Consider the following 24,491-nt stretch of genomic DNA (forward strand, 5'->3'; position numbering starts at 1 on the left):
TCGTAGGGTGCGCCCCGCGCACCATCGGCTTCGACTTCGTAACCCGCGGTGAATCGTGCGCGGGGCGCACCCTACGAGCCGGCATCGCGATGAGCCTTGCGCGCGGCGCACGCCGTTCATCCGAACGCGGCGATAATTGGCGTACCAGCCGGGTCAGACCCCGTCGCCATCCGCTCTCGACCCACCGAATGAAGTCCGCCTCAGTTTCGAGATGGTCCCCCTGCTTCCTTTCCCTCGTTCTGTTGCTGGCGAGCACTTGCGCGCATGCCGAAACCTGGCGCGTGGACCTGATCGTGTTCCGTTTTCTCGGCGGCATCGATGAACGCGGCCGCCTGCCGCAGGCCCCCGGGCTGGCCGGCGCCATCGAGCTGGACAACGCGAGCGCGCTGAGCGCAGCGGGCATCACGGTGCTGCCGGACGCGGATTTCGGCCTGAACGATCAATGGAGCAAGCTCAAGTCGAGCCCTCAGTTCAAGCCGCTGATCCGCATCGCCTGGACGCAGAACGACCCGCCGGTCGAAAACGGGCCCCGCCTGCACCTGATGGCCGGCAGCAAGCTCAAGATCCGCGACGAGCAAGGCTTGGGCGAGCGCGAATTCCAGGAAGTCGACGGCACGGTCGCGCTGCACCTGGGCCGCTTCCTGCACCTGGACGCGGCAATGATATTCACCAGCCCCGGCGAACCGGCGCAGTCCTGGATGCTCAGCGAATCCCGAAAGATGAGGAGCGAGGAGCTGCATCACCTCGACAGCCCGCGGCTGGGATTGATCACGAAGGTGAGCAAGTGGGGCCCGGGACTGACGTCGACCGTGCCTGCCGCGACCCCCTGATTCGCTCGTCACTTTGGCCGGGCTGCTGCCCGGTCCTGCCGGTGAGGCGAGGACAGGGTCCCTCCTTCAGGACCGGAAAAAGCTTTCCGCTCCACGCCGAATCGCCGCTAGCTGCCTATTTTTCTTAGGAAACCAGGCCGCACCCAAACGCGGACTCTCAAGGCGCTCGCCTCGCCCTTCTTATTCCTTTTTCGATATTTCTTTCTTCGTAAATTTCTTCTCCCCTTAATAACGAACTGCTCATTAATTCTTTTGAGGACTTAAAACCTGCGCACACAATGCTCGCCACTTCTAACCAGTCAGTCGTGGAGACATTTCGTGCAGAACACAGGGAGCTTTGAAAACGGTCGGTTCCGCCTGGGGGCGAATCGCATTGCGCAGGTCGTGCTCGTTGGCGCCTTCATCGGCGCGCCGCTCAGCGCCGTCGCGCAGCAGGCGACGGTCCAGGATCTGGACCAGCGCATCAAGATCCTCGAGCGCCAGCTCGAAATCCAGAAGGAAGAAGCCGAAACCAAGGCCAAGGACGCCACCACGTCGAAGATCGACGAGAAGGGCGTGTCCATCAAGAAGGGCGACTTCGAACTGAAGATCAAGGGCCTCGTGCAGGCCGACGTGCGCACCTATCTGGACGACTACAACCCGGCCAACACCTCCGAGACCGCGACGACCAATCGCAACGGTCTCTACAGCAACGACACGGTGACCTTCCGCCGCATCCGCCCGACGTTCGAAGGCACGTTCGGCAAGCTCGTGGGCTTCCGCCTGACGCCCGAATTCGCTGGCAACGGATCGGGTGACGCGGCGAGCATCGTCGACGCCTACATCGACCTGAAATTCAGCCCGGCCGCGACGCTGCGCGCCGGCAAGGTGAAGGGCCCGGTGGGCCTGGAACGTCTGCAGTCCGGCGGCGCGATCACGTTCATCGAGCGCGGCTTCCCGACCGAACTGGCGCCCAACCGCGACCTCGGCATCCAGCTCCAGGGCGAGCTGTTCTCGTCCACCGTGAACTACACGCTGGGCTACTACAACGGCACGGCCGATGGACGTGACGTGGCGGCCACCGATTCGGACAACCGCAAGGAAATCGGCGCGCGTCTGTTCCTCGAACCATTCAAGAACGACCCCAGCTTCTTCCAGGGCCTGGGCTTCGGTATCGGCAGCAGCTTCGGCACCAAGGACCAAGGCGCGTTCAACGCCGGCTCGGCCAACAATTTCCTGCCGCGCATCCGCACGCCAGGCCAGTTGCAGGTATTCAGCTACACCTCGGCTGCGACGGCCGCCACCGCGACCGCTGCGGGCTCCACCGGCGTGTACGCCGATGGCGACCACACGCGCCTGTCGCCGCAACTCTACTTCTACCGCAATTCCTTCGGCCTGCTGTCCGAGTACATCACGTCGGAGCAGGAACTCTCGCAGGGCTTCGTCGCGGTGGGCGCCGGCTCCACGCCGTCAGCCACCACCACGCAGAAGCTCAAGAACGAGGCCTGGCAGGTCGCGGTCTCCTACGTGCTGACGGGTGAGGACGCGAGCTTCCGCGGCGTCACCAAGGTCAATCAGCCGTTCACGATCGGCGGCCCGGGCTGGGGTGCGTTCGAAGTGGCTGCCCGCTACGGCAAGCTGGAGATCGACGACGATTCGTTCGACCCGGTCACCGAGGGCGGCGTGACCTTCGCGCGCTACGCCAACCCGGTTTCACAGATCTCGGAAGCTGAGGCCTGGACGCTCGGCGTGAACTGGTACCTCACCAGCAACCTCAAGGCGGTACTGAACTACACGCAGGTGAAGTTCGAGGGCGGTGGCGGCGGAACGGCGGCAGCGCCGGACGATCGCGAAGACGAGAAGACCGTCTTCGGTCGCCTACAGCTCTCCTTCTAATCACATCTTCGCAACAGGATCTCCGATCATGTCGTTCAAGAAACTTCTCCTCGCCGTCGCCCTGTCGGGCACGGCTCTGGCGGCACACGCCGCCAACATCGAGCTGCTCAACGTCAGCTACGACCCCACGCGCGAGCTGTACAAGGACTTCAACGAAGCGTTCGCCAAGCACTGGAAAGAAAAGAGTGGTGACGTCGTCACCATCAAGCAGTCGCACGGTGGCTCCGGCAAGCAGGCGCGTGCCGTGGTGGACGGCCTGCAGGCCGACGTCGTGACCCTGGCGCTGGCCGGTGACGTGGACGCCTTGTACAACAACGGCAAGCTGATCCCCCACAACTGGCAGTCCCGCCTGCCGCACGGCGCCGCGCCCTACACCAGCACCATCGTGTTCCTGGTGCGCGGCGGCAACCCCAAGGGCATCAAGGACTGGGACGATCTGGTCAAGCCCGGCGTCACAGTGATCACGCCCAACCCGAAGACCTCGGGCGGCGCCCAGTGGAACTACCTCGCGGCCTGGGAATACGCCAAGCGCAAGTACGGTCCCGACAAGGCCAAGGAGTTCGTCGGCAAGCTCTACAAGAACGTGCCGGTGCTGGACTCCGGCGCGCGCGGCTCGACCACGACTTTCGTCCAGCGCGGCATCGGCGACGTGTTCATCTCCTGGGAGAACGAAGCGTTCCTGGCCAAGAAGGAATTCGGCAACGACAAGTTCGACATCATCGTGCCCTCGCTGAGCATCCTGGCGCAGCCGACGGTGTCGGTGGTGGACAAGGTCGTCGACAAGCGCGGCACGCGCGCCGTCGCCACCGCCTATCTCGAGTACCTGTACTCCGAGGAAGGCCAGGACATCGCCGGCCGCAACTTCTACCGTCCGATCTCCGAGAAGGCCGCCGCGAAGTACGCCCAGACCTTCCCCCAGATCACGCTGTTCACGATTGACGAAGCCTTCGGCGGCTGGACCAAGGCCAAGAAGGAACACTTCGCCGACGGCGGCAGCTTCGACCAGATCTACGGCATCAAGTAACGCCCGTCATTCTCCTTTGAGGTGTCCCCAGGGGCGCGGAAGTCCATCTCCCCGCCCCTTTTTCTTTCATTGCACGAGGTTCCAATGTCCATCGCCGCGGTCAACACCCGCAACCAGTTCTCCGGCAAGGTCATCAACATTCTTGTCGGTCAGATCGTCTCCGAAGTCGAGATCGAAACGCCGGCCGGTGTCATCAGCGCCGTCGTCACGACCAGCTCGCTGAACAACCTTCGCCTGAAGGTGGGCGATCCGGCGCTCGCGCTGTTCAAGGCCACCGAAGTCATGGTCGCCAAGCTCAACTGATCGATCGAAGAACCGTACCGGAGCATCCTGGAGAACCCCGATGTGCCTGATCATCCACAAGCCTGCCCATGTTCGCGTCCCGCACGACCTGCTCGCCGCGGCTCTGCGTCTGAACGGCGACGGCTGGGGATTGATGGGCTTCGATGCGGGTGGCCGGCGGCTGCTGGAACGGCATGCCGAGGCCGGACTCGATGCGCTGCTCGAAGCCGAGGAGCGCTACGCCAACGCCGAGTACGCGCTGCACCTGCGACGTCGCACCCGCGGTCGCGTGGATCGCGACAACACGCATCCATTCGAGATCGAGGACGGCGTGTTCCTGATGCACAACGGCACCCTGAGTTTCGACGAGGGCCCGGCCGGTGACTCGGATACGCGCAGCTTCGTGGAACTGGTGCTGCGCCCATTGGCGCGGCGCTACCCGGGGATGCTCGTGGACCGCGAGTTCCTGCGCCTGCTCGAGATGAGCCTGCAGCCGCAGAACAAGGCGGTGCTGTTCGACTTCCCGCGTCGTCGCTTCGACTTTCTCAACCGTGCCACGGGCGCCGAGTTCGAAGGCCTGTGGTTGTCCAGCATCAAGTGGATCGATGCTTCCGCCCTGCCGCTGTCCTGCGGCACCGACATTCAACAGCGCACCTACGCTGCGCAAGAGGTCAGTTTCCTGTGAATACCCGTCGTCACGTCATCGTCTCCACGCTCGCCGCGCTGTTCTCGGCCGGCACCCTGCTGCTCCCGACCGGCGCGCTGGCGTCCGACAAGCTGCTCAACGCTTCCTACGACGTCGCCCGCAATGTCTATCGCGATCTGAACCCGGCGTTCGCCGAGGCCTGGAAGAAGGACGGCGGCGGCACGATCAAGATCGACCAGTCGCACGGCGGCTCGACCAAGCAGGCGCGCTCGGTCATCGACGGCCTCGAGGCCGACGTCGTGACGATGAACAACCCGCTGGACATCGACGTCATCGCCGAGCGCGGCAAGCTGCTGCCGAAGAACTGGGCGACGCTGCTGCCGCACAACGCCAGCCCTTCGTGGTCGACGATCCTGTTCCTGGTGCGCAAGGGCAATCCCAAGGGCATCAAGGACTGGGACGACCTGGTCAAGCCGGGCGTCGCGGTGATCCTTCCCAACCCGAAGACGTCGGGCAACGGCCGCTACAGCTATCTCGCCGCCTGGGAGTTCGCCAAGCGCAAGGCCGACGGCAAGGACGAGGCCGGCGCCGCGTTCGTCAAGAAGCTGCTCGGCAACGTGCCCATCCTCGACACCGGCGGTCGCGGCGCCACGACGACGTTCTCGCAGCGCGAGATCGGCGACGTGCTGCTCACGTTCGAGAACGAGGTGACGCTGATCCGCCAGGAACTCGGCGACAAGTTCGAAGTCGTGGTGCCCTCGCTGACCGTGCGTGCGGACAACCCGGTCGCCGTGGTGCAGAAGTACGCAGACAAGCACGGCAACGCCAAGCTTGCCCGCGCCTACCTCGAGTTCCACTACACGCCCGAAGGGCAGGCGATCTTCGCGAAGAACGCGCTGCGCCCGTCCGACCCGGCCGTGCTCGCGCAGTACGCCTCGACGTTCCCGGCGCTGAACGTCTTCACCGTCGAGTCCGCGTTCGGCAGCTGGCCCAAGGCGCAGGCGGATCATTTCGCCGACGGCGGCAGCTTCGACAAGATCTACAGCGCGCGCTGAGTCTTCGTCACCGCTACAAATCTTCTGCCACGGATTGCACGGACGAACACGGATTCAAATCGCCTTTCATCCGTGGGATCCGTGTCATCCGTGGCAAAACGTCCCCGCTTCAGTCACCTCGAGAGTCCCATGTCGTTCAAGGCCATCAACGCGCGCAACCAGTTCCGCGGCACGATCGTGCGCATCAACGACGGCCCGGTCGTCTCCGAGGTGGAGATCGAGACCGGCGCCGGCCTGGTCGCGGCGGTCGTCACGAGCAGCTCGCTGCGCAACATGAACCTGCGCATCGGCCAGGACGCCGTCGCGGTGTTCAAGGCCACCGAGGTCATGATCGCCGTCCCGGACGGCCAGATTCCCTGATCCGCGAGCAAGCCTGAGAGAATCGCAGCGAATCTGAATTGACGTCCGGCTGGTCTTCCCGATGACCCAGGGGTCCGCACAAGAGCGGGTGTTCGATCTTGCCGTCATCGGCGGCGGCTACGCGGGCGCCGTCACGGTGCTCGAGACGCTGCGCCTGGCGCGCCGGCCGCTGCGGATCGCCGTGGTCGAGACGCGCGCGGAACTGGGTCGCGGCATCGCCTACTCCACGCACGACCCCGAGCACCGGCTCAACACCCGCGCCAAGCGCATGTCGCTGGTCGCCGGCGACGACGACCACTTCACGCGCTGGGCGCGGGCCCACGCGAACGCGAGCGCCTGGCCCGAGCCGGTCGACGAAGACAGCTTCGTGCCGCGCGACTGGTTCGGCCGCTACGTGTCCGAGGTCGTCGGCGCAGCCGTGGCCGAATCGAATTCGACGGTCGAGCACCGTCGTGACGCCGTGCTCGACCTGACGACCGACCTCGCCGGCTGGTCGCTGCACCTGCGCCACACCGGATCGCTGGTCGCCCGCCACGCGATCCTCGCCATCGGCAACCTGCCGCGCCGCCAGCCGGCGCTGCCGGGCCTGGACTCGCCCGACGCGCGCGTGCTGCACGCCTGGGACGTGGCGCGCGCCGCGGTCGACCCCGAGGCCAGCGCGCTGATCGTCGGCACCGGCCTGACGATGATCGACGCGCTGCTGTCGCTGCGCGCCAAGGGCCATCGCGGACCGGTGCACGCCATCTCCCGCCACGGCGCGCTGCCGCTGGCGCATTCCGACCTGCACGGGCGCGCGCAGCCCCTGCTGTCGCGCAGCCTGCGCGTGGCCGCGCGCGAGTTGCGCCTGGGCTGCGAACTCGACAAGAGCAGCGGCCGGCCCTGGCAGTGGCGCATCGATGCCAACCGTCACCACGCGCAGGCGCTGTGGATCGGGCTGACGCCGGCGGAGAAGCGCCGCTTCCTGCGCCATGCGCGCAGCCTCTGGGACGTGCACCGCCACCGCGTCGGCGAAGGTGTCCGCGCCCGGCTCGACGCGCAGATCGAGTCCGGCGGCCTGCGCATCCACACCGGCCGCGTCGGCATCATCGAGCCCGGCCGCGACAGCCTGCGCGTGATCCTCGACCACCACGACGGCCGCCAGACCGAGCTCCACGTGGGCCTGCTGCTGAACTCCCTGGGCTTCGAGCTCGACTACCGAAAGACCGACGCCCCGCTCGTGCAAGGCCTGCTGCGCTCCGGCCTGGCACGGCCCGGCGAACTGGGCCTGGGCCTGGACACCGACGCCACGGGCCGTCTCAAGGCCGGCGATGGACGGCCGTGGCCGAATCTCTTTACGCTCGGCGTTTCGCGCATCGGCCAGCTCTGGGAGACGACCGCCGCGCACGAGATTCGACTGCAGGCGGCCGAGCTCGCCGGTGCCCTGGTGCAGGGTCTGAACGCCCGCAGCCCCGCCTGATCCATCACGACGGCCCGACCGCCCCATTCTTCTCCACATGACGTCGCTGACCTTGTCCGATCCCCGCCCCTCCCCCCCGCTCAAGACGCGACGCGTCATGCCCGGCTTCGGCCTGACGATGGGCATCACGCTGGTCTACCTGAGCCTGATCGTGCTGATCCCGCTCGCGGGCGTGTTCTTCAAGGCCTCGGGCCTGGGCTGGGACGGCTTCTGGCACGCCATCAGCACGCCGCGCGTGTTCAACGCGCTCAAGCTGTCGTTCGGCGCCGCGTTCTTCGCCGCCGTGTTCAACGCCGTGTTCGGCCTGCTGGTGGCCTGGGTGTTCGTGCGCTACGAGTTCTTCGGCAAGCGCGTGCTCGACGCCGCCATCGATCTGCCGTTCGCGCTGCCCACCGCGGTGGCCGGCATCGCGCTGACGGCGCTGTATTCCGGCAACGGCTGGATCGGCCAGTTCCTGGAGCCGCTCGGCATCAAGGTGGCCTTCACGCCGATCGGCGTCGTCGTGGCGCTGATGTTCATCGGCCTGCCGTTCGTCGTGCGCACGGTGCAGCCGGTGCTCGAGGAAGCCGAGAAGGAACTCGAGGAGGCGGCCGCCGTGCTCGGCGCCACGCGTTTCCAGACCGCAGTGCGTGTGATCCTGCCCACGATCGCGCCCTCGCTGCTGACCGGCTTCGCGCTGGCCTTCGCGCGCGGTGTCGGCGAATACGGCTCGGTGATCTTCATCGCCGGCAATCTGCCGATGGTGTCCGAGATCGCGCCGCTGCTGATCATCATCAAGCTCGAAGAGTTCGACTATCGCGGAGCCACGGCCGTGGCCGCAGCGATGCTGATCATCTCGTTCGTCATGCTGCTGGCGATCAACCTGCTGCAGGGCTGGTCGCGCAAGAAGTAACCCGGTACTCCTCCCATGACCCAACCCGTCGACCATTCGCTGCAGGATCCGCCGAAGCTGCCGTTCGAGCCGCTGATCCAGCGCAACGCCGTCATCACCGAGCAGCCCTGGGTGCGCTGGCTGCTGATCGCCACCGCCCTGATCTTCCTCGCCGGTTTCCTGCTGCTGCCGCTGGTGGCCGTCTTCGTCGAGGCGCTGCGCAACGGGCTGGGCACCTACGTCGAGGCCGTGAAGGATCCGGATGCGCTGTCGGCGATCAAGCTGACGCTGGTCGTCGCCGCCATCGCAGTGCCGCTGAACATGCTGTTCGGCGTGGCAGCGGCCTGGGCGGTGACCAAGCACCAGTTTCGCGGCAAGCAGTTCCTGATCACGCTGATCGACCTGCCGTTCTCGGTCTCGCCGGTGGTGTCGGGCCTGATCTACGTGCTGATCTTCGGCGCGCAGGGCTACCTGGGCCCGTGGATGAGCGACCACGACTTCAAGGTCATCTTCGCGATTCCCGGCATCGTGCTGGCGACGATCTTCGTGACGTTCCCGTTCGTGGCGCGCGAGCTGATCCCGCTGATGCAGGAGCAGGGCACCGACGACGAGCAGGCCGCGTTGTCGCTGGGCGCTTCGGGCTGGCAGACGTTCACGCGCGTGACGCTGCCCAACATCAAGTGGGGCCTGCTGTACGGCGTGCTGCTGTGCAACGCGCGCGCGATGGGCGAGTTCGGCGCGGTCAGCGTGGTGTCCGGCCACATCCGTGGCATGACCAACACGATGCCGCTGCACGTCGAGATTCTCTACAACGAATACAACTTCGCCGCGGCGTTCGCGGTGGCCTCGCTGCTGGCCTTGCTCGCCCTGCTGACGCTGGTCCTGAAGAGCTACCTCGAATGGCGGCTCGGCGACGAGTTGTCGGCGACGCGCAAGCACTGATGTGGCACTACAAATTCAACGGCCAACGCAAAGGCGCAAAGGAAAAAGAAAGGACGCAGAGGAACACCGGGATGTAGGAGCAATGCCAGTTCGATCCTTCTTTGCGTCCTCTGCTTCACCTTTTTTCTTTGCGCCTTTGCGTTAGCTTTTCTCTTCGAGTTTTCAATGCAAATCCAGATTCGCGGCATCCAGAAGACCTTCGGCAGTTTCCAGGCCCTCGGCGGCGTCGATCTCGACATCGAGTCGGGCGAGCTGATCGCGCTGCTCGGTCCGTCGGGTTCGGGCAAGACCACGCTGCTGCGCACGATCGCGGGGCTCGAGTTCGCCGACAGCGGTCGCATCCTGTTCGGCGGCGAAGACGCCGCGCCGCTGCCGGTGCGCGAACGTCGCGTGGGCTTCGTGTTCCAGCACTACGCGCTGTTCAAGCACATGACGGTGTTCGAGAACGTGGCTTTCGGGCTGCGCGTGCGTGAGCGCAAGGACCGTCCCGACAACGACAAGATCAAGGCCAAGGTGCTGGAACTGCTCGATCTCGTGCAGCTCTCGGGCCTGGACAAGCGTTATCCGAGCCAGCTTTCCGGCGGCCAGAAGCAGCGCGTCGCGCTGGCGCGTGCGCTGGCCATCGAGCCGCGCGTGCTGCTGCTCGACGAGCCCTTCGGCGCGCTCGACGCCAAGGTGCGCAAGGACCTGCGCCGCTGGCTGCGTTCCCTGCACGACAAGACCGGCTACACGACGATCTTCGTCACGCACGACCAGGAAGAAGCGCTCGAACTGGCGGATCGCGTCGTCGTCATGAACAAGGGCCGCATCGAACAGGTCGGCAGCACCGATGAGGTGTACGAGCACCCCGCGACGCCGTTCGTGTTCGACTTCCTCGGCGGCGTGAACGTGCTGCCGGGAACGGCGCGCGGTCAGAACATCGACGTGCTCGGGGTCGATGTACCCCTGCCCTGCGGTATCCACGAGCACACCGGCCCGGTCGATGTGTACGTGCGTCCCGGCGACCTGCGTGTCGGTGATCCGGCGCAGCCGGGTTTCGAGGCGGAGATCATCTCGGTACAGCGTACCGGCCCGATCGTGCGCTGGGACGTGCACGCCAAGGCGCTCGACCAGCGCCTCGAAGTGGAGATTCCGCATCTCCACCACGACGTGAGCCGCCATGCGCCCGGCCAGATCGTGCGCCTGCGCCTGAACCAGTACAGCGTCTTCGCCCGGATTCCGCCCCCTGGTGCGAAGTCGGGAAGCACCCTGCCCGACACCAAGCTGATCGGACGGGAACGCGAGCGCGGCAGACTGGGATAAATCGCAGAGGGCCTCTCTCACGACCCTGCCGCGCGCTGCGCGGTCCCTCTACCTGGCGCGGCGCCCGCTGCGCCTGCGTCTCTTCAGTACTTCCACACCGCTTCCATGCACGCCGCGATGTCGTCGTGCACGAAGCGAACCTGTCGATTCGTCACGCTCTTCTGCTTGGCATTGCTGATCGCGCCCGGCAGGCATTCCGGCAAGAACGACACGCCGTAATCGACCATGCTGAACGACACGCGCCCGCGGTCCGTCGTCGTGGTCGGATGGATCATGTACGTGTGCCCGGAAATGGCGCGCACCCACACCTCCCCCTGCACGAACGAGATCCCGCCCTCGATATTGCGCACGAACTTCGCATGCACGGTGTGCATTCCCGGCGCCAGCCAGATCCCGACGGCGCCCAGCTTCCCGATCGGCGCGTTGCGATCGCGCAGGATCGAGGACTCCGGCAGGTTCTCCCAGGGCACGCCGTCGACTTCGGTCACCTTCAGACCGGGCTCGTCTCCCTGGATCGACAACAGCGCCGGCTGCACGGGGGGTCGCGGCGGCGGCGGTTCGCGAACGACTCGTCTCTGGTTCTGATACTGCGGCGCACACGCTGCCAGCATGAACAGGCAGACCGTCAGCCCCGCCGCCAGAACGGGAAATACGGAGCGGGAGCGCGGTTCCAGAGGGGTCGCACGCTCCACCCCGACAGCCTTATCCATGAATACGAAACGCGAACGTCCAGGCGGACAGAAGCGGCAATGCTAACGGCGTCGAGTCGCTCGCGCAGGCCGAGGCTGCAGCCGGGCGATGGGAGCGGATGTGCGGCGTCGCGATCGGGATGGCGCCTCCGCCAGCGTGAGCACCGTGGGCAGACGCTGCGGTCTCCTGGCGGGGGCCACACCTTCAGCTACGGCAGTTTCACGCCCAGCACTTCCCGGTACAGGAACAGGATCACAGCGAGCGCCTGGCTCTGTGTGCGGGCCGACACGTTCCGGTTCACCGCGAGATGGGCCAGAAACGTCGTCACTTCCGCCTCACCCACGTCCCGCAGAGCGACCAACGGTTACGACGCCCGTGGCTTGGTCGAACATTTCGAGATTTCCGCTGTGCGCCGTAACCACGGCTGATTGCAGGCGTTGGCGCTCATGGACAAGGTCTCTCCCCGGTGTGCTGACACGGCACTCCCGGCGCCGAGATCGTGGACTGAAAGCGCACGCACCCGGCGTGCACAAGAATCAGGAAATGGAACCCGGGTTCCCCCATGTGGCGATCAAACGCTCCAGATCGGAGAAGCTCAAAGGGACGGCTTGTGCGCTGTCGGCACTCGGTGCTTCGCGCTACGCAGACGCAGCGCATTGCCGATCACCGAGATTGAACTCAGGCTCATCGCCAGCGCCGCAATCATCGGCGACAGCAGCCAGCCGGTCAGCGGAAACAGCACGCCCGCGGCCAGCGGAACACCCAGCGCGTTGTAGACGAAGGCGAAGGCCAGGTTCTGCTTCATGTTGGTGATGGTCTGCTGCGAGATCACACGGGCTTGGACAATGCCGCGGAGATCCCCCTTCACCAGCGTGACCTGCGCGCTGTTCATCGCCACGTCCGTACCCGTGCCCATCGCCACCCCCACATCGGCCTTGGCCAGGGCCGGCGCATCGTTGATGCCGTCGCCGGCCATGGCCACGATGCGGCCCTCTGACTGGAGCTGGGCAACCAGCGCGAGCTTGTCCGCCGGTTTGACCTCGCCATGCACCTCCTCGATGCCCAGTCGTGCGGCGACCGACTTGGCGGTCGTGAGGCCGTCGCCGGTGGCCATGATGACCCGCAGTCCCGATGCCCTGAGCGTGCTGAGCGCTTCCGCGGTACTCGCCTTCACCGGATCGGATACGGCAAGCAGACCTGCGACGCGGCCGTCGCTGGCCAGGAACATCACGCTGGCACCCTCGCCGCGCAGAGTCTCGGCCATGGCCTCCAAAGCATCCACGTCAACCTTGAGCTGGTTCATCAACGCGGTGCTGCCGAGCGCCAAGGCCTTGCCGTCAACCTGGCCGCGCACACCGATGCCGGTGCTGGATTCGAAGCCGTCGACCGTCCCGATGGCGAGCCCGCGTTCGTGTGCAGCGCCGACAATGGCTTCGGCCAGCGGATGCTCGCTCCCCTGATCCAGGCTGGCCGCCAGGCGCAGCACCTCGTCATCGGTCATTCCGGGCGCTGCGATCGCGCTGTGGAACCTCGGTCGGCCTTCAGTCAGCGTGCCGGTCTTGTCGACGATCAGGGTGTCGACCTTGCGGAAGTTTTCGATCGCGGCGGCATCGCGAAACAGCACACCCTGGGTCGCAGCCTTGCCGGTAGCGACCATGATCGACATCGGCGTGGCCAGGCCCAGCGCGCAGGGGCAGGCGATGATCAGCACGGCAACGGCGTTGATCAATCCGTAGGCCCAAGGCGGGTCTGGCCCGAAGAAACCCCAGGCAAAAAACGTGAGCAACGCCACGCTCGCCACGCTGACGACGAAGTAGCCCGCCACCCGGTCCGCCATGCGCTGCATCGGCGCCTTGGAGCGCTGCGCCTGGGCCACCATCTGCACGATGCTGGCGAGGACCGTCTGCGCGCCCACACGCTCGGACCGCATCACCAGCGCGCCGTTGGTGTTCAGCGTTGCACCGATGAGCTTGTCACCGACGCGCTTGGTCACGGGCATGGGTTCGCCAGTGAGCATGGACTCGTCCACCGAACTGCCACCCTCGAGCACGACCCCATCGACGGGCACCTTCTCGCCCGGCCGGATGCGCAGCCTATCCCCGACATGCACATGGGTTAGGGGCACATCGTCCTCGCGGCCGTCTGCATTGATTCGACGCGCGGTCTTCGGCGCCAGCCCAAGCAGAGATTTGATCGCGGCGGAGGTCTGCGACCGTGCCTTGAGCTCCAGAATCTGACCGAGCAGGGTCAGCGAGATGATCACCGCGGCCGCTTCGAAGTAGACCGCGACGCGGTCCATCGACACGAATGATGCTGGAAACACGCCAGGCGCCACCGTCGCGACGACGCTGTAGATAAACGCCGCCGAGGTGCCGAGGCCGATCAGGGTCCACATGTTGGGGCTTCGGCGAACGACAGACTGCAACCCGCGCACGAAGAACGGCCAGCCCGCCCACAGCACGACGGGAAGACTGAGCGCCAGTTCGATCCAGCTCTGCGTGGCCATCTCGAACCACTGCAGCCGATGGCCCGCCATCGCGAGCACGGTGACTGCGAGGGTCAGTGGCAAGGTGCACAGGAAGCGGTGACGGAAGTCCCTGAGCTCAGGGCTCTCCTCCTCATCGAGCGACGGCATTTCGGGTTCCAGCGCCATGCCGCACTTCGGGCAAGCGCCCGAATGGTCCTGCCGCACCCCCGGATGCATCGGGCAGGTGTACATCGCGTCCGCCCTGGCGGGTGCAGGTTGGTTCGCTGCGAGGCGCAACGCCGTGAGCGGGTAGCGATCAGGGTTCGCGACGAACTTCGTCTTGCATACCGCGCTGCAAAAATAGACTCGCTTGCTGTCACGCTGCAGCACATGCGGCGATTGTTCGGTGACACTCATGCCGCAAACCGGGTCCTTCAGCCCTTCGGCTGAATGGCCGACGGGCTCTTCATGAGATGAACCGCAACTGTGAGTCGAGCGATCCTGATGCAAGAGAGCCTTGGGGTCGGTGTGCTGATGACTGCGGGCAGCTTTCGTGTCCTTCATATACGTGCTCCGTCGATCGGGATGCATGCAGGTTAAGCTCTGTACCCGACCCCAGAGTCAAGGCGCTTCATCATGCCCACACAGAACCCGGAGTCGATGACCATCGGCCGGCTTGCGCGAGCGGCTGGCGTCGGTATCGAAACGATCCGCTACTACCAGCAGCGTGGCTTGCTGCCGCTACCCGCGACCGTCGGCGCCTACCGGCACTACCCGGTCGTGCTGACGGAGCGGATACGCTTCATCAAGCGCGCACAGGAACTCGGCTTCTCTCTGGATGAGATCTCCAGCTTGCTTCGACTGGAAGACGGCGCTGATCGCGCCTCAATCCGCAAGATCGCCACGGACCGGCTGCAACAGATCGAGCAAAAGCTTTCGGACCTTCGGCGCATGCAGAAAGCGCTGAAGCACCTTGTTTCCGAATGCGAACACACTCGTGCGGATTTGCCGTGTCCGATCATCTCCACTCTTGCGGTGGCTGCCGGGGGGTAATGGAACCGTCCGCGCTGGTCCTGGATTGGGATGGTGATCCCGTTTGGCCCATCTCGACGTAGAGGGGCTCGCGGCGAGTATTCGATGGTCCGCTCAGAGTGGCTACCCGAGTACTTCATCGAGTGGGTATTCGGGTGAGGTCAAAGGCTGGCAGCGTCATTCGCCTGACGAACTCAAAGCGATGAACGATGATCTCGAGCGGCTCAAGCAACAGGGTATCGAGACAATCCAAGACGGAGTTCGCAGCTTGCGGGCCGCATCCGAAGGTTGGCGAAAAGGAAGAATACAGCGATGGACATGAGCGGACTGATCGACGACCTCGAGCAGGGCAAGACCCACGAGTACCTGCTGTTCTGGGGTCATCGAAGCCCCGCGAGTGGCGTCGTCACCAAGTCCTGCTTCAGCCAGTGGTTCGATGCGCCGTTCGAATCCGGCGGCCATCGTTATCGCACCGCCGAACATTTCATGATGGCGCACAAGGCCGAGTTGTTCGGCGATCTCCGGACGCGCGACGAAGTGCTGGCCGCCGACGATCCAGGCAAGGCGAAGGCACTGGGACGCCAGGTCGAGAATTTCGTGGAAGACGTGTGGGTCCGGCATCGATGGGACATCGTCGTGCAGGCCAACCTGCTGAAGTTCGGGCAGCACGACGGGCTTCTTCGTTTTCTGCTCGGCACCGGCCGGAAGGTTCTCGTAGAGGCCAGCCCGCTGGACAGGATCTGGGGGATCGGTCTGAGCGCCGACGTGCCCGAGGCGAACGACCCGCGGAAATGGAACGGCCTCAACCTGCTCGGCTTCGCGCTGATGGAGGTCAGGGAACGCTTGGCGTCGACGCCGCCGGCGATCCAGCCCCAGGGCCGCGCCTCCCACCGAAACACCGGCCGGAAACGGCGTGCCGGCTCATGACCGGCGTAATCTAGGCATCTGGCCACGCAGGGCATTCCGACCCATGAACGTTCCGCTCTCTCAAGCTGGATGACCGCAATGGATCCGATCGAGATCCGGGCCTGCGTACCCGCGACGGACGCGACCGCCCGATGCTGCGCGTCAAGCCGCTAGGCGCCCACGGTTCGCTGATCTACCAACCGCTCTCGCCGAGCCGGTTGATCGGGGGCCTGTTCTCGATCGCGTTCGGACTCACGATGCTGTTCCATCCGCAGGGCTGGACCAACGGCCACGTCCAGGACGGCGTGAAACAGATGGCGGATCCCAACCTGATCCGCGCCATCGGAACCGCGATCCTGGCGTTCGGCATCCTGCTGCTGTTCCTGAAGGTCACGTACTTCGTCAGCCGCAATATAGGGACGGTGATCGAACAATGGCGCGTGATCGTGCCGGTCCATACTTCGGGTCATGCGCTGTCGGATTTCTCGGAAGTCAGCGTCATTTCCGAGGCCGCCCGCAGCGCCGACGACAATTCCACGACCTATCGACTCTGCCTCGTAGGGCCGGCCCACAAGCTGTGCCTCGCATCCAGTCGCTATCGAGACGTTCTGACAGCGGATCGGAAGCTCGTCGAAGGCGCGACCGGAATAGGATCGTGACGCTGCGGACACTGTGCGGCAGGCGTCCATGTCCCTAGCCCGCCTGCTCGTCATCGTCGCGCTCATCGCCGGCGGCATGCAGTGGTGGAACCAGCGACGGGACGAAAAAGCCATGCAGGCCCTTGCGACGCCGGGCGGTTTTCTCCCGGTGCCGATGCCCGACGGAACGCCTGCGAATACCGTGCTGGTCTTCGCTCCGCTGAACTGCCCTCGCGAAGGCGCGCAACGGGCGAAGGCACTCGCGCAAAGCCTGGCCGATCGCGGAATCCCGGTCGTGAAGACGGACCACTACGCGGCGCAGGCCTTCGAGCCGAATCCCGAAACCGAGGCCGCGTTCAAGCGCCTGAACGTCGTGATGACCGGCGAGATCCCCATCGTGCTGGTCAACGGCATGGGCAAGGCGAATCCTTCCGCCGACGAGGTGGGCGCGGAGTTCCGGCGAACGCATCCATGACGGCATCCTCCACTCGCAACGCCGTCTGCCTGTGCGGACAACTCTCCGCGGCATGCGTGGGCGATCCGGTTCGCGTCTCGGTCTGTCACTGCACCGCGTGCCAGCGACGCACCGGCAGCGCCTTCGGCACCCAGGCGCGCTTCCCTGCCTCCAGCGTCACGCTGTCCGGCGCGGCCACGCCGTACACCCGCATTGCCGACTCCGGCCACGCACTGACCTTCCATTTCTGTCCCGTCTGCGGCTCCAGCGTCTACTACACCAACGATGCGCTGCCCGGATTCATCGGCATCGCGCTCGGCACGTTCGCGGGCGCCGCGACGTGGACGCCCTCGTTCTCGGTCTACGAGTGCCACAAGCATCCATGGGTCGAGTTTCCGGACAGCATCGAGGGCTCTGGATGACGATGAAGAAAACGGTTCCGGCGCCCAACCCCGCCGCCTACGTCGGCGCGCTGTCGGGCTGGCAGCGGCTCACGGTGGAAAAACTGCGGAGCGATGTACTCGCCGCCGCGGCCGCGCTCGACGAGGTCATCAAGTGGGGGCACCTGGTGTATCTCTCCAACGGCCCCCTGCTCCTGATCCGCGCCGAGGAAAGCCGGGTGCTGTTCGGCTTCTGGCGCGGAAAGCTTCTGCGCGAGATCGAGCCGCGACTGAAGCCCGGGGGCAAGTACGAGATGGCCACCGTCGAGCTGCACCAGGGCGACGAGGTCGCGTCGAACACGACGCGCCGCCTGGTCAGGGAAGCGATCCGGTTGAACAGGACGCTGGGAGATCCCACGCAGATCTAGAACCCAGGACCCCGCCCGCACCGATTATTCTCGAGGCTGCGAACCCTGCAGAATCGCGTCCAGAACCGATCGCCCTCCACCCGAATCCATGAACCCGCTCCCCAACACGGTGTGTCCGATCTGCGGCGGATCAAACCAATGTGCGCCGGCCTCGACCGGCACGTTCGACGTCGAATGCTGGTGCACCACGGCCAGCGTCAGTGCCGAGGCGCTGGCTCGCGTGCCTGCCGACCTGATCGACAAGGCTTGCCTCTGTCCGCGCTGCGCCGCAGGCCTGAACCTGTCCGGGTCGGCGCAGCCTTCGCAGGCGCCGTAAGACACGGACGCTGGAAATGGCCGGCAAATGCCCGACGACGATCGCCGAATACATCCAGGCCGCTCCACCCGAAGGCCAGGCCCATCTTCGACGGCTGTACGCACTCCTCCAATCCGTGGCTCCGCAGGCCGAAGAAGCGATCAAGTGGGGAACCCCTTTCTTCATCGAGCCCCGATTCCTGTTCGCCTTCTCCGCACACAAGGCGCACATCAGCTTTGCACCCACGAAGACCACGCTGGCGGCGTTTCGCAAGGACCTGGAACCGCACAAGACCACCAAGGGCACACTGCAGCTTCCGTACAAGAAGCCGCTGCCGGAAGATCTGATCCTCAGGATCGCGGAGTGCTGCGTCCAGGACGTGAAGAAGCGTGAAGATGATTCGTTCTGGTGACGGCGCCAGTCCCTACGCTTTCGGGCATGCAGCGATGATCGTGTTTCGACAACCGCGAACGAGGACGTCTTTCTAGGATGCAGGCATTCCCTCTGCTGATCGGCCTGTTTGCCGGCCTTTGTCTCGTAGCGCTCGTGTTCCTGCTGCGCTGGGAACGGGCTTACTTCCTGCAGCGCGGAAAACACGGATCCTGGCTGCCGGTGCGACTCGCGACGGTACCCATCGCGCTGGTGACCGCAGCGGCCGTAATCATTCCCGCGCGCGGCACGTCCGGCATGGAAGGGCTCGCCGTCTTCTACATCCTGCTGTTCACGCTCGGGCCCGTCTTCTGGTTCGGGGCGCACTGGATCGTCGGCAAGCTCGTGAAACCCGCGCTCGGATTCGGCGAGTCGGCACAGATCGCCGGGTCGCCAATCCTGCTGGGCGTCGCGCTGAGCGTTCTTGCGCACACCCTGCAGCCCATCGCCTGGTCGATCCTCAGGTCGACGGGGACAGCCTGAAGCTCGTTGGCACCATCCCGGCTGCTCTCCTCACCTCGGGCGCGATTTGCAAATCTGCGTTGGCATGATGACCCCGCTCGCCCGCGGATCGTATATTGGGTTTCGCTCCTGCCAGAACCCCTCATGCAGCATTCGATCATGGCCATCGTCGTCTGCATGACGATCACGCCCGCGCTCGCAGCCGACTTCGCCGCCTGCGACCCAGGCGGAACGCAGATCGAGATGACCGCCTGCGCCGTCGACGATCTCGACGTGGCGGACAGGAAACTCAACGAGACCTACAAGGCGCTGATGAAGAAGGAGGCCGCGAACAAGCCGTTCGTGGAAAAGCTGCGAGCCGCGCAGAAGGCCTGGGTGGCGTTTCGCGATGCCGAGCTTGCGGCGATGTTCGCCTGCGACAACGCAGATCCCGACGTGTGCTGGGGCAGCATGACGTCGCAGTGCTATTCGTCCTACCAGGCGAAGATGACGCGCGAGCGGACGAAACGGCTGGCGCAATTCCTCGAGCAGGGGCAGCCCGCCGACGAGTGTCACTAGAAGGCCGGCGTAGCCCGGACGAAGTCCGGGAGATTCGTCCATTTATCGAGCGTCATCCCGGGCTTCGCCCGGGCTACGGGGAGCGTCTCTCCCGCCCGATCACAAATTGATGCGGCTCTCGCGAACCGCACGGATCGCCTCGAGCCGGCTCTTCACGCCCAGCTTCGCGTAGATGTTCTTCAGGTGGTACTTCACCGTGTCGCGGGTGACGAACATCGCGGCGGCGATCTGGTCGTTCGACATGTAGTTCACGATCATCGAGAGGATCTTCTTCTCGCGTTCGGTGAAGGCCTCGCCCACGCCGCCACCGTGGCCGGTCGTCTTCGTATCGGTACGGCCATGCGCTTCGGGCGCGCTGGTGCCGATCAGACCGATCAGGAAGCGATCGCTCTCGGACTCCACCACGGCCGGCGACGCGTTCAGCCGCGGACGCACGTGCGCGAGCAGCAACTGCGCCACTTCCTCGCCCTCGTCCAGCAAGGCACGTGCATAGCCTCCCGGCGCCGCCAGGCTCAGCGCCTGGTCGAGACTGCGGTGGGCCAGGCCCTCGTTGCCGCTCTTCTTGTGCGCCAGCGCCGATAGCACGTGCAGCTTGATCTGCCGATGCACGCGCGTGCGCAGCGACGCCTGGCGCAGACAGGGCTGGATCAGCCGCAGCGCCTCGCGGTGCTCGCCCGCATGCACGTGCAGGCGGATGCGCCCGATCACGGTATCTTCGGAGTCCTCGGAGATGCGCACCCAGTTGGTGTCCGCACGCTCGCCGCCGTCTTCGATGCGCCCCGCGATGATGCGCGCACGATCCAGACGACCGGCCAGCAGCTCGCGACGCACGCGCTCCCACGAGATCAATCTGACGGCACGCGGCCACTGACCGCTGAAGGCCAGTTGCTCGGCTTCCTCGAGCATCGCCAGGGCTTCGGCAGGCTCATGGCGCTGATCGTGGATGCGCGCGATGGCGCGATACGCGATCACCAGATAATCGTGGATGCCGGCACTGGCGATGATCTCGCGGTACTGACGGTACTGCGCCATCGCGAGGTCGAGTTCGTCGGCCTCGTACAGCGCTGCGATCCACCCGCAGGCGAGACAAGCGGTGGACTGCGACTCCTCCACATACATGCGCGGATCGGACAGCGCGTTGCGGAACAGCGTCAGGGCTTCCTGGAGCTGGCCCTGCGATACCAGCGTGAGCGCGCTCTTGCCGATGGAGTATGCCCACGTGAACGTTGCATCCGCGCCGTCGCTGAGTGCGCGGCCGCGCGCGAGAAATCGCAGCGCTTCGTCGTACTGGCCCGCCGCCATCGCGTTATATCCGCGCGCATTCGACACGGCGCTGAGTTCGAAATTGCGGAAGCGCGAGGTGCTGGCCACGCTCGTGTCGATCATCGAGATGACATCGGCCATGCGCACGAGGTCGTCCTTCATGATGGCGGCCATGCTGATCGCCACGCGCGGATCGCCGCTGACGCAGGCGTCTTCCGGGATCGCGCGCAGCAGGCGCAGCAGTGGTTCGATCTTGCGATGGCGGCTCAGGAACGCCAGTGCCCAGACGATCTTGACCACCAGGCCTGGCCGGCGTTCGAGTTCCTCCATCGGCACCGTGTCGGACCAGCGATCGACGGTGACCATGTGTCCGTCCGGCACGAGCCGTTCGGCCCACATCTCGAACACGTCGGCAGCGTCCGCGTGATCGCCCGCGCACGAGAAATGATGCAGGGCCTCTTCGAAATGCCCTTCCTCGCGATGCCACTGTGCAGCGCGACGGTGCAGGCCTTCGATGCTGTCCGGATACGCGGCACTGAGATGATCGCGCAGGAAGCGCGAGAAGATCGCGTGGTACGTGAACGACTGCTGGTCGGACTCGTTGCGGCGCACGAACAGACCGGTGCGTTCGAGGAAACCCAGCACGTCCTGCGCGTCGCGCGACTCGAGCGCCGCGTTGCAGAGCGGCACCGTCATGCGATCGAGCATCGACGTCTTGAGCAGGAACTCCTGCACGCGCGGCTCCTGGCGGGCCAGCACGTTGTCGGCGAGGTAATCCGCCAGCTCGCGCACCTGATGCGCGCGTCCCTCGCGCAAGGACTGGCGCACGGCCGGGCTGTCGAGCGCCAGGCGATAGAGTTGCACGGCCGCAGGCCAGCCCTCGGTGCCCTCGTGAATGGCCTGCACCTCGGCCTGCGTGACCTGCACGTCGCCGGCGCGGTCGAAGAAGCGCTGAACTTCGAGTTGGGAGAAACGCAGCTCCTCGGCGCGGATCAGCATCGCCTGGTCGCCGACGACCAGGCGCGGCAGACCCAGTTCGGGCACCACGCGACTGGCGAGGAACCAGCGGATCCGAGGCGGACTGCCGGCCAGCAGTTCCCGCAGGAAGCCCAGCATCATGCGGCTGCTGACGAAGTGCAGGTCATCGAGGAACACCGCGATCGGGCGGTCGAGCTCGAGCAGGCGGCTGACGAGCCAGTCCGTACGCGAAGTGACGTCCGGCGCACGGGCAGGATCGGGCGAGGCGCCATCGAGTCGCGCCTCGGCGCGTATGCCCGACACCATCTCCTGGACGTGGCCCAGGAAGCGCGTGACGTCGTTGTCGGTCTCGTCCAGCGAGATCCAGCCGGTGAGCATGCCCCGCGTGCGGCAGGCACTCTGTGCCTGCAGCATCAGGGAGGTCTTGCCATGCCCGGCAGGCCCCTGGAACACCACCACACGTGCTGCACCTTCACCGAAAATCCGGCGCAGGAGCTGCTCACGTTCCACCGCGTGCCGATGTGCCTCGGGCGCGGAGATCTTGTGATTGATGACCGGAGCAGCGGGCTGCTCTGCACGCGCTTTGGGTCTCACGGAAACGTCTGTCCTCGGTTGAGACGCGCAGCATGGGGCCGGCGCGCAGGGGCAAGATTACCCTCAAGGGTAGTGTGCCCTCGATGCCCCAAGCCTACCGTCTACCGGTCGGGACAGATGGACATAAATAGAACCCGGCGAGCAGTCATTAGCATCTGGCGAAGCAGGTAAAAACACGTCCGGCGATAGAACCGGGCGTCTACCCGCGTCTCTTTTGGAGAGGAGCCCGATGCGCATCCGCAAATACGATTTCAACTATTCCCGCCGCAACTTCCTGGAAAAAACAGCCATGGGGGTCGGCGGCCTCGGCGTTCTGGCTCCTATGTGGTCGGTTGCGGAGACCAATGGCGACATCAGCAAGGCGTATCCCGATGAGCTGATGTCGATCGACATGTACACGAAGGGCAAGATCAAGACCGGCGATTACATCGACGCCAACAACGTCGACATCGTCAAGGATCTGCTCGACCCGATCCAGTACGAGAACCTGAAGAACCAGAAGCGTCGCATCAAGATCGTCGCGACGACGCGTGACATCACGACGATGTACAACAAGGATCACCTCGACGCGACGCTGCGCAACAAGGGGCGTGCGAAGTGGGCGGCGGATGGCAACCTGGTTGCCGACACCGGTGAGAACTGGCTCGGCGGCGTGCCCTTCATGGAGCCCAAGGACGCCAAGGAAGCGCTGGCCAATATCACGATGAGCTGGGGACGTCACAATTTCTCCATCTACGCCATCCCGGAAGTGAGCCTCGCGCCGGACGGCAGCATCGGTTACGACCGCGAATTCATCTGGGCGGAACTCCAGTGCCAGGCCCGCGCCGATGGCAAGGTGTTCAACGATCGCAAGGATCTGCTCCGCCTGCAGTCGATCTGGTTCACGCGTCCCAACGACGTCAAGGGATCTTCGTTCCTGTCGATCTGGTACTACGACCAGCGCAAGTTCCCCGATCTGCACGGCTACTTCCCGGCATTCAAGCGCGTGCGCCAGTTCCCCACCAACCAGCGCTTCGAGCCGGTCGTGCCGGGCATGACGTTCTTCCTGTCGGACGCGTGGTCCTCGGGCGACCCCATGCTGACCTGGGGTGACTACCAGATGGTGGAAAGAAAGCCTCACCTGGCGCCGGTCTCGGAGAACTGGCAGGGCGACGCGCCGAACTGGAACAAGAAGGTCCACGGTGGCGGACAGAACGTGACGTTCTATGACACCTGCTTCCAGCTCGTGCCCGAATGCGTGGTGTTCGACACCAAGCCCACCGGCTACCCGCGCGCGCCCGTGGGCAAGAAGCGCGTCTGGATCGACACCCGCAACAACATGTACAACTCGAGCATCACCTACGACCGTCGTGGCGAGGTCTGGAAGTCGTTCGAAACGGGCTCCGGCCGCCAGCAGAAGGGCACCTTCGTCCAGAAGAACCGGGACGGCACGCCGGCGTGGTCGTGGGATTACTGCCATGTCCACGACATCCAGTCCAACCGCATGACGCGTATTCATCACGCCCAGGCGAGCCCGACGGGATACAAGTCGGCATACGATCCGGATTACGACTTCTACAACCAGTTCCTGACCACCAGCGCCATCGCGCGTCTGGGCCAGTAAAAGCCGGGTCAGTAAAAGACGGAATCGAATCCAAAGACTGAATCGGCGGCACAGGCCGCCAACACGTTTTCCTCCTGCTCTCGCCAGAGCGCTCCGGCACCTTAACGCATAGGGTGCCGGATTTTTTTTGCGTTTCGCGCCACAGCTTCCCGCTCGCCAGAGCGCCCCGGCGGTCCGCCTCCTGGATCGCCGGTTTTTTTGACGAAGCGGTTCCGTCGCCGCGGGAAGCGGCCTGCCGTTTTCACTCGCCGGTCGCGGGCTCGGGCCACCCGATACGCCGTTGCGCCAATGTCATGGGCGTCCGCAAAAGACCCCGCACCACTCGCGATTCCCTGCTCGCGAAGAACCGGCGCAGGGACTTTGTCGTCAGAGCCCTTGAAGCTGTCCTCCCGTGCACTTGTCCGCTGCCTCGATACGCCACGCCACGAAAGCTGCGGTGAAGCATTTCCGATGCGCAGGAATGGGCGGGATGCGGGATCGGGGCGATGAACAGCGTTGGGAAAAAAAGCGCGGAAGCGGCGTCGGCCGCCGGGTTTTTCGGCCCCTCTGACCCGCTTTGGTGCGCCGCGGCAGCCGTCGGTTTTTTGCACGCTCGCATGCATGCCGATTCGTCTTCACGCGGATTCAGGGTCAGCCCTAATGGCGTGTTTACCCCACAGGGTAGTCATATG

The 24,491-nt window shown here is 65.1% G+C and carries 26 protein-coding genes; 22 read left to right on the forward strand and 4 right to left on the reverse strand.

Going from position 1 to position 24,491, the window contains the following annotated elements:
• Window positions 1-188 precede the first annotated feature (188 nt).
• The 11 genes from DFR24_RS08965 to DFR24_RS09015 all read left to right on the forward strand — a co-directional run bounded on the left by DFR24_RS08965 (window position 189) and on the right by DFR24_RS09015 (window position 10,643).
• Entirely contained in the window at window positions 189-830 is a 642-nt protein-coding gene (locus DFR24_RS08965; RefSeq protein ID WP_281280147.1) for a CsiV family protein, read from the forward strand.
• A 318-nt stretch (window positions 831-1,148) separates the two neighbouring features.
• Window positions 1,149-2,705 carry an OprO/OprP family phosphate-selective porin gene (locus tag DFR24_RS08970; protein WP_162851119.1) on the forward strand — a complete coding sequence of 519 codons (1,557 nt, stop codon included), beginning with the start codon at window positions 1,149-1,151 and terminating at the stop codon, window positions 2,703-2,705.
• A 28-nt stretch (window positions 2,706-2,733) separates the two neighbouring features.
• Window positions 2,734-3,729, forward strand: coding sequence for a sulfate ABC transporter substrate-binding protein (locus tag DFR24_RS08975; protein WP_133880926.1), 996 nt, complete (start codon window positions 2,734-2,736; stop codon window positions 3,727-3,729).
• An 84-nt stretch (window positions 3,730-3,813) separates the two neighbouring features.
• Complete coding sequence (locus DFR24_RS08980; protein WP_133880927.1) at window positions 3,814-4,032, forward strand: TOBE domain-containing protein; 219 nt, start codon at window positions 3,814-3,816, stop codon at window positions 4,030-4,032.
• Window positions 4,033-4,072: 40 nt separating this feature from the next.
• Window positions 4,073-4,696 (forward strand): class II glutamine amidotransferase, encoded by a 624-nt coding sequence (locus DFR24_RS08985; protein WP_133880928.1) that lies wholly within the window; start codon window positions 4,073-4,075, stop codon window positions 4,694-4,696.
• Window positions 4,693-5,712: a sulfate ABC transporter substrate-binding protein gene (locus DFR24_RS08990; protein ID WP_246051566.1), complete on the forward strand. Its 1,020-nt coding sequence runs from the start codon at window positions 4,693-4,695 to the stop codon at window positions 5,710-5,712. Before DFR24_RS08985 ends, DFR24_RS08990 begins: the two co-directional genes overlap by 4 nt.
• A 129-nt stretch (window positions 5,713-5,841) precedes the next feature.
• Window positions 5,842-6,072: a TOBE domain-containing protein gene (locus DFR24_RS08995; RefSeq protein ID WP_133880929.1), complete on the forward strand. Its 231-nt coding sequence runs from the start codon at window positions 5,842-5,844 to the stop codon at window positions 6,070-6,072.
• Between the two features lie 61 nt (window positions 6,073-6,133).
• Entirely contained in the window at window positions 6,134-7,528 is a 1,395-nt protein-coding gene (locus DFR24_RS09000; protein WP_133880930.1) for an FAD/NAD(P)-binding protein, read from the forward strand.
• A gap of 37 nt (window positions 7,529-7,565) precedes the next feature.
• A complete protein-coding gene (cysT, locus tag DFR24_RS09005) occupies window positions 7,566-8,420 on the forward strand; it encodes a sulfate ABC transporter permease subunit CysT (protein WP_133880931.1) in 855 nt (284 codons plus the stop codon).
• Between the two features lie 15 nt (window positions 8,421-8,435).
• On the forward strand, window positions 8,436-9,341 hold the full coding sequence (gene cysW, locus DFR24_RS09010; RefSeq protein WP_133880932.1) for a sulfate ABC transporter permease subunit CysW: 906 nt from the start codon (window positions 8,436-8,438) through the stop codon (window positions 9,339-9,341).
• Between the two features lie 165 nt (window positions 9,342-9,506).
• Window positions 9,507-10,643: a sulfate/molybdate ABC transporter ATP-binding protein gene (locus tag DFR24_RS09015; protein WP_133880933.1), complete on the forward strand. Its 1,137-nt coding sequence runs from the start codon at window positions 9,507-9,509 to the stop codon at window positions 10,641-10,643.
• An 83-nt stretch (window positions 10,644-10,726) separates the two neighbouring features.
• On the opposite strand, the gene DFR24_RS09020 is transcribed toward DFR24_RS09015, so the two are convergent.
• The 3 genes from DFR24_RS09020 to DFR24_RS09030 form a co-directional block, all read right to left on the reverse strand.
• Window positions 10,727-11,179 (reverse strand): hypothetical protein, encoded by a 453-nt coding sequence (locus DFR24_RS09020; RefSeq protein WP_136249360.1) that lies wholly within the window; start codon window positions 11,177-11,179, stop codon window positions 10,727-10,729.
• Between the two features lie 362 nt (window positions 11,180-11,541).
• Window positions 11,542-11,661, reverse strand: a complete 120-nt coding sequence (locus tag DFR24_RS24895) for a phage integrase N-terminal SAM-like domain-containing protein (RefSeq protein ID WP_246051568.1) — start codon at window positions 11,659-11,661, stop codon at window positions 11,542-11,544.
• Between the two features lie 267 nt (window positions 11,662-11,928).
• Window positions 11,929-14,217: a heavy metal translocating P-type ATPase gene (locus DFR24_RS09030; protein WP_407075117.1), complete on the reverse strand. Its 2,289-nt coding sequence runs from the start codon at window positions 14,215-14,217 to the stop codon at window positions 11,929-11,931.
• Window positions 14,218-14,436: 219 nt separating this feature from the next.
• On the opposite strand from DFR24_RS09030, the gene DFR24_RS09035 reads away from it, so the two are divergent.
• The 10 genes from DFR24_RS09035 (at window position 14,437) to DFR24_RS09085 (ending at window position 19,382) form a co-directional block, all read left to right on the forward strand.
• Entirely contained in the window at window positions 14,437-14,853 is a 417-nt protein-coding gene (locus tag DFR24_RS09035; protein ID WP_133880936.1) for a MerR family transcriptional regulator, read from the forward strand.
• A 291-nt stretch (window positions 14,854-15,144) separates the two neighbouring features.
• Complete coding sequence (locus tag DFR24_RS09045) at window positions 15,145-15,759, forward strand: NADAR family protein (protein ID WP_133880937.1); 615 nt, start codon at window positions 15,145-15,147, stop codon at window positions 15,757-15,759.
• Window positions 15,760-15,890: 131 nt separating this feature from the next.
• A complete protein-coding gene (locus DFR24_RS09050) occupies window positions 15,891-16,397 on the forward strand; it encodes a hypothetical protein (protein ID WP_133880938.1) in 507 nt (168 codons plus the stop codon).
• 28 nt (window positions 16,398-16,425) lie between these two features.
• Window positions 16,426-16,851: a hypothetical protein gene (locus DFR24_RS09055; RefSeq protein WP_133880939.1), complete on the forward strand. Its 426-nt coding sequence runs from the start codon at window positions 16,426-16,428 to the stop codon at window positions 16,849-16,851.
• Window positions 16,848-17,252: a GFA family protein gene (locus DFR24_RS09060; RefSeq protein WP_133880940.1), complete on the forward strand. Its 405-nt coding sequence runs from the start codon at window positions 16,848-16,850 to the stop codon at window positions 17,250-17,252. The genes DFR24_RS09055 and DFR24_RS09060 overlap by 4 nt, the downstream gene beginning before the upstream one ends.
• Window positions 17,249-17,638: a DUF1801 domain-containing protein gene (locus DFR24_RS09065; protein ID WP_133880941.1), complete on the forward strand. Its 390-nt coding sequence runs from the start codon at window positions 17,249-17,251 to the stop codon at window positions 17,636-17,638. The genes DFR24_RS09060 and DFR24_RS09065 overlap by 4 nt, the downstream gene beginning before the upstream one ends.
• Before the next feature lie 88 nt (window positions 17,639-17,726).
• Window positions 17,727-17,954 (forward strand): cysteine-rich CWC family protein, encoded by a 228-nt coding sequence (locus tag DFR24_RS09070; RefSeq protein ID WP_133880942.1) that lies wholly within the window; start codon window positions 17,727-17,729, stop codon window positions 17,952-17,954.
• A gap of 16 nt (window positions 17,955-17,970) precedes the next feature.
• The gene (locus DFR24_RS09075) at window positions 17,971-18,345 is read left to right on the forward strand and encodes an iron chaperone (protein ID WP_133880943.1); all 375 of its coding nucleotides are present in this window, start codon (window positions 17,971-17,973) and stop codon (window positions 18,343-18,345) included.
• Between the two features lie 77 nt (window positions 18,346-18,422).
• Complete coding sequence (locus DFR24_RS09080; RefSeq protein ID WP_133880944.1) at window positions 18,423-18,845, forward strand: hypothetical protein; 423 nt, start codon at window positions 18,423-18,425, stop codon at window positions 18,843-18,845.
• 123 nt (window positions 18,846-18,968) lie between these two features.
• Complete coding sequence (locus DFR24_RS09085) at window positions 18,969-19,382, forward strand: lysozyme inhibitor LprI family protein (RefSeq protein ID WP_133880945.1); 414 nt, start codon at window positions 18,969-18,971, stop codon at window positions 19,380-19,382.
• Window positions 19,383-19,481: 99 nt separating this feature from the next.
• Here the strand turns inward: DFR24_RS09085 and DFR24_RS09090 are convergent, their stop codons facing one another.
• A complete protein-coding gene (locus tag DFR24_RS09090; RefSeq protein WP_133880946.1) occupies window positions 19,482-22,217 on the reverse strand; it encodes a LuxR C-terminal-related transcriptional regulator in 2,736 nt (911 codons plus the stop codon).
• A 229-nt stretch (window positions 22,218-22,446) separates the two neighbouring features.
• Between DFR24_RS09090 and DFR24_RS09095 the strand changes: the two genes are divergently transcribed.
• The gene (locus tag DFR24_RS09095) at window positions 22,447-23,820 is read left to right on the forward strand and encodes a DUF1329 domain-containing protein (protein ID WP_133880947.1); all 1,374 of its coding nucleotides are present in this window, start codon (window positions 22,447-22,449) and stop codon (window positions 23,818-23,820) included.
• The last annotated feature ends 671 nt before the right edge of the window (window positions 23,821-24,491 follow it).

Source organism: Panacagrimonas perspica, from assembly GCF_004364935.1.
Lineage (GTDB): Bacteria > Pseudomonadota > Gammaproteobacteria > Nevskiales > Nevskiaceae > Panacagrimonas > Panacagrimonas perspica.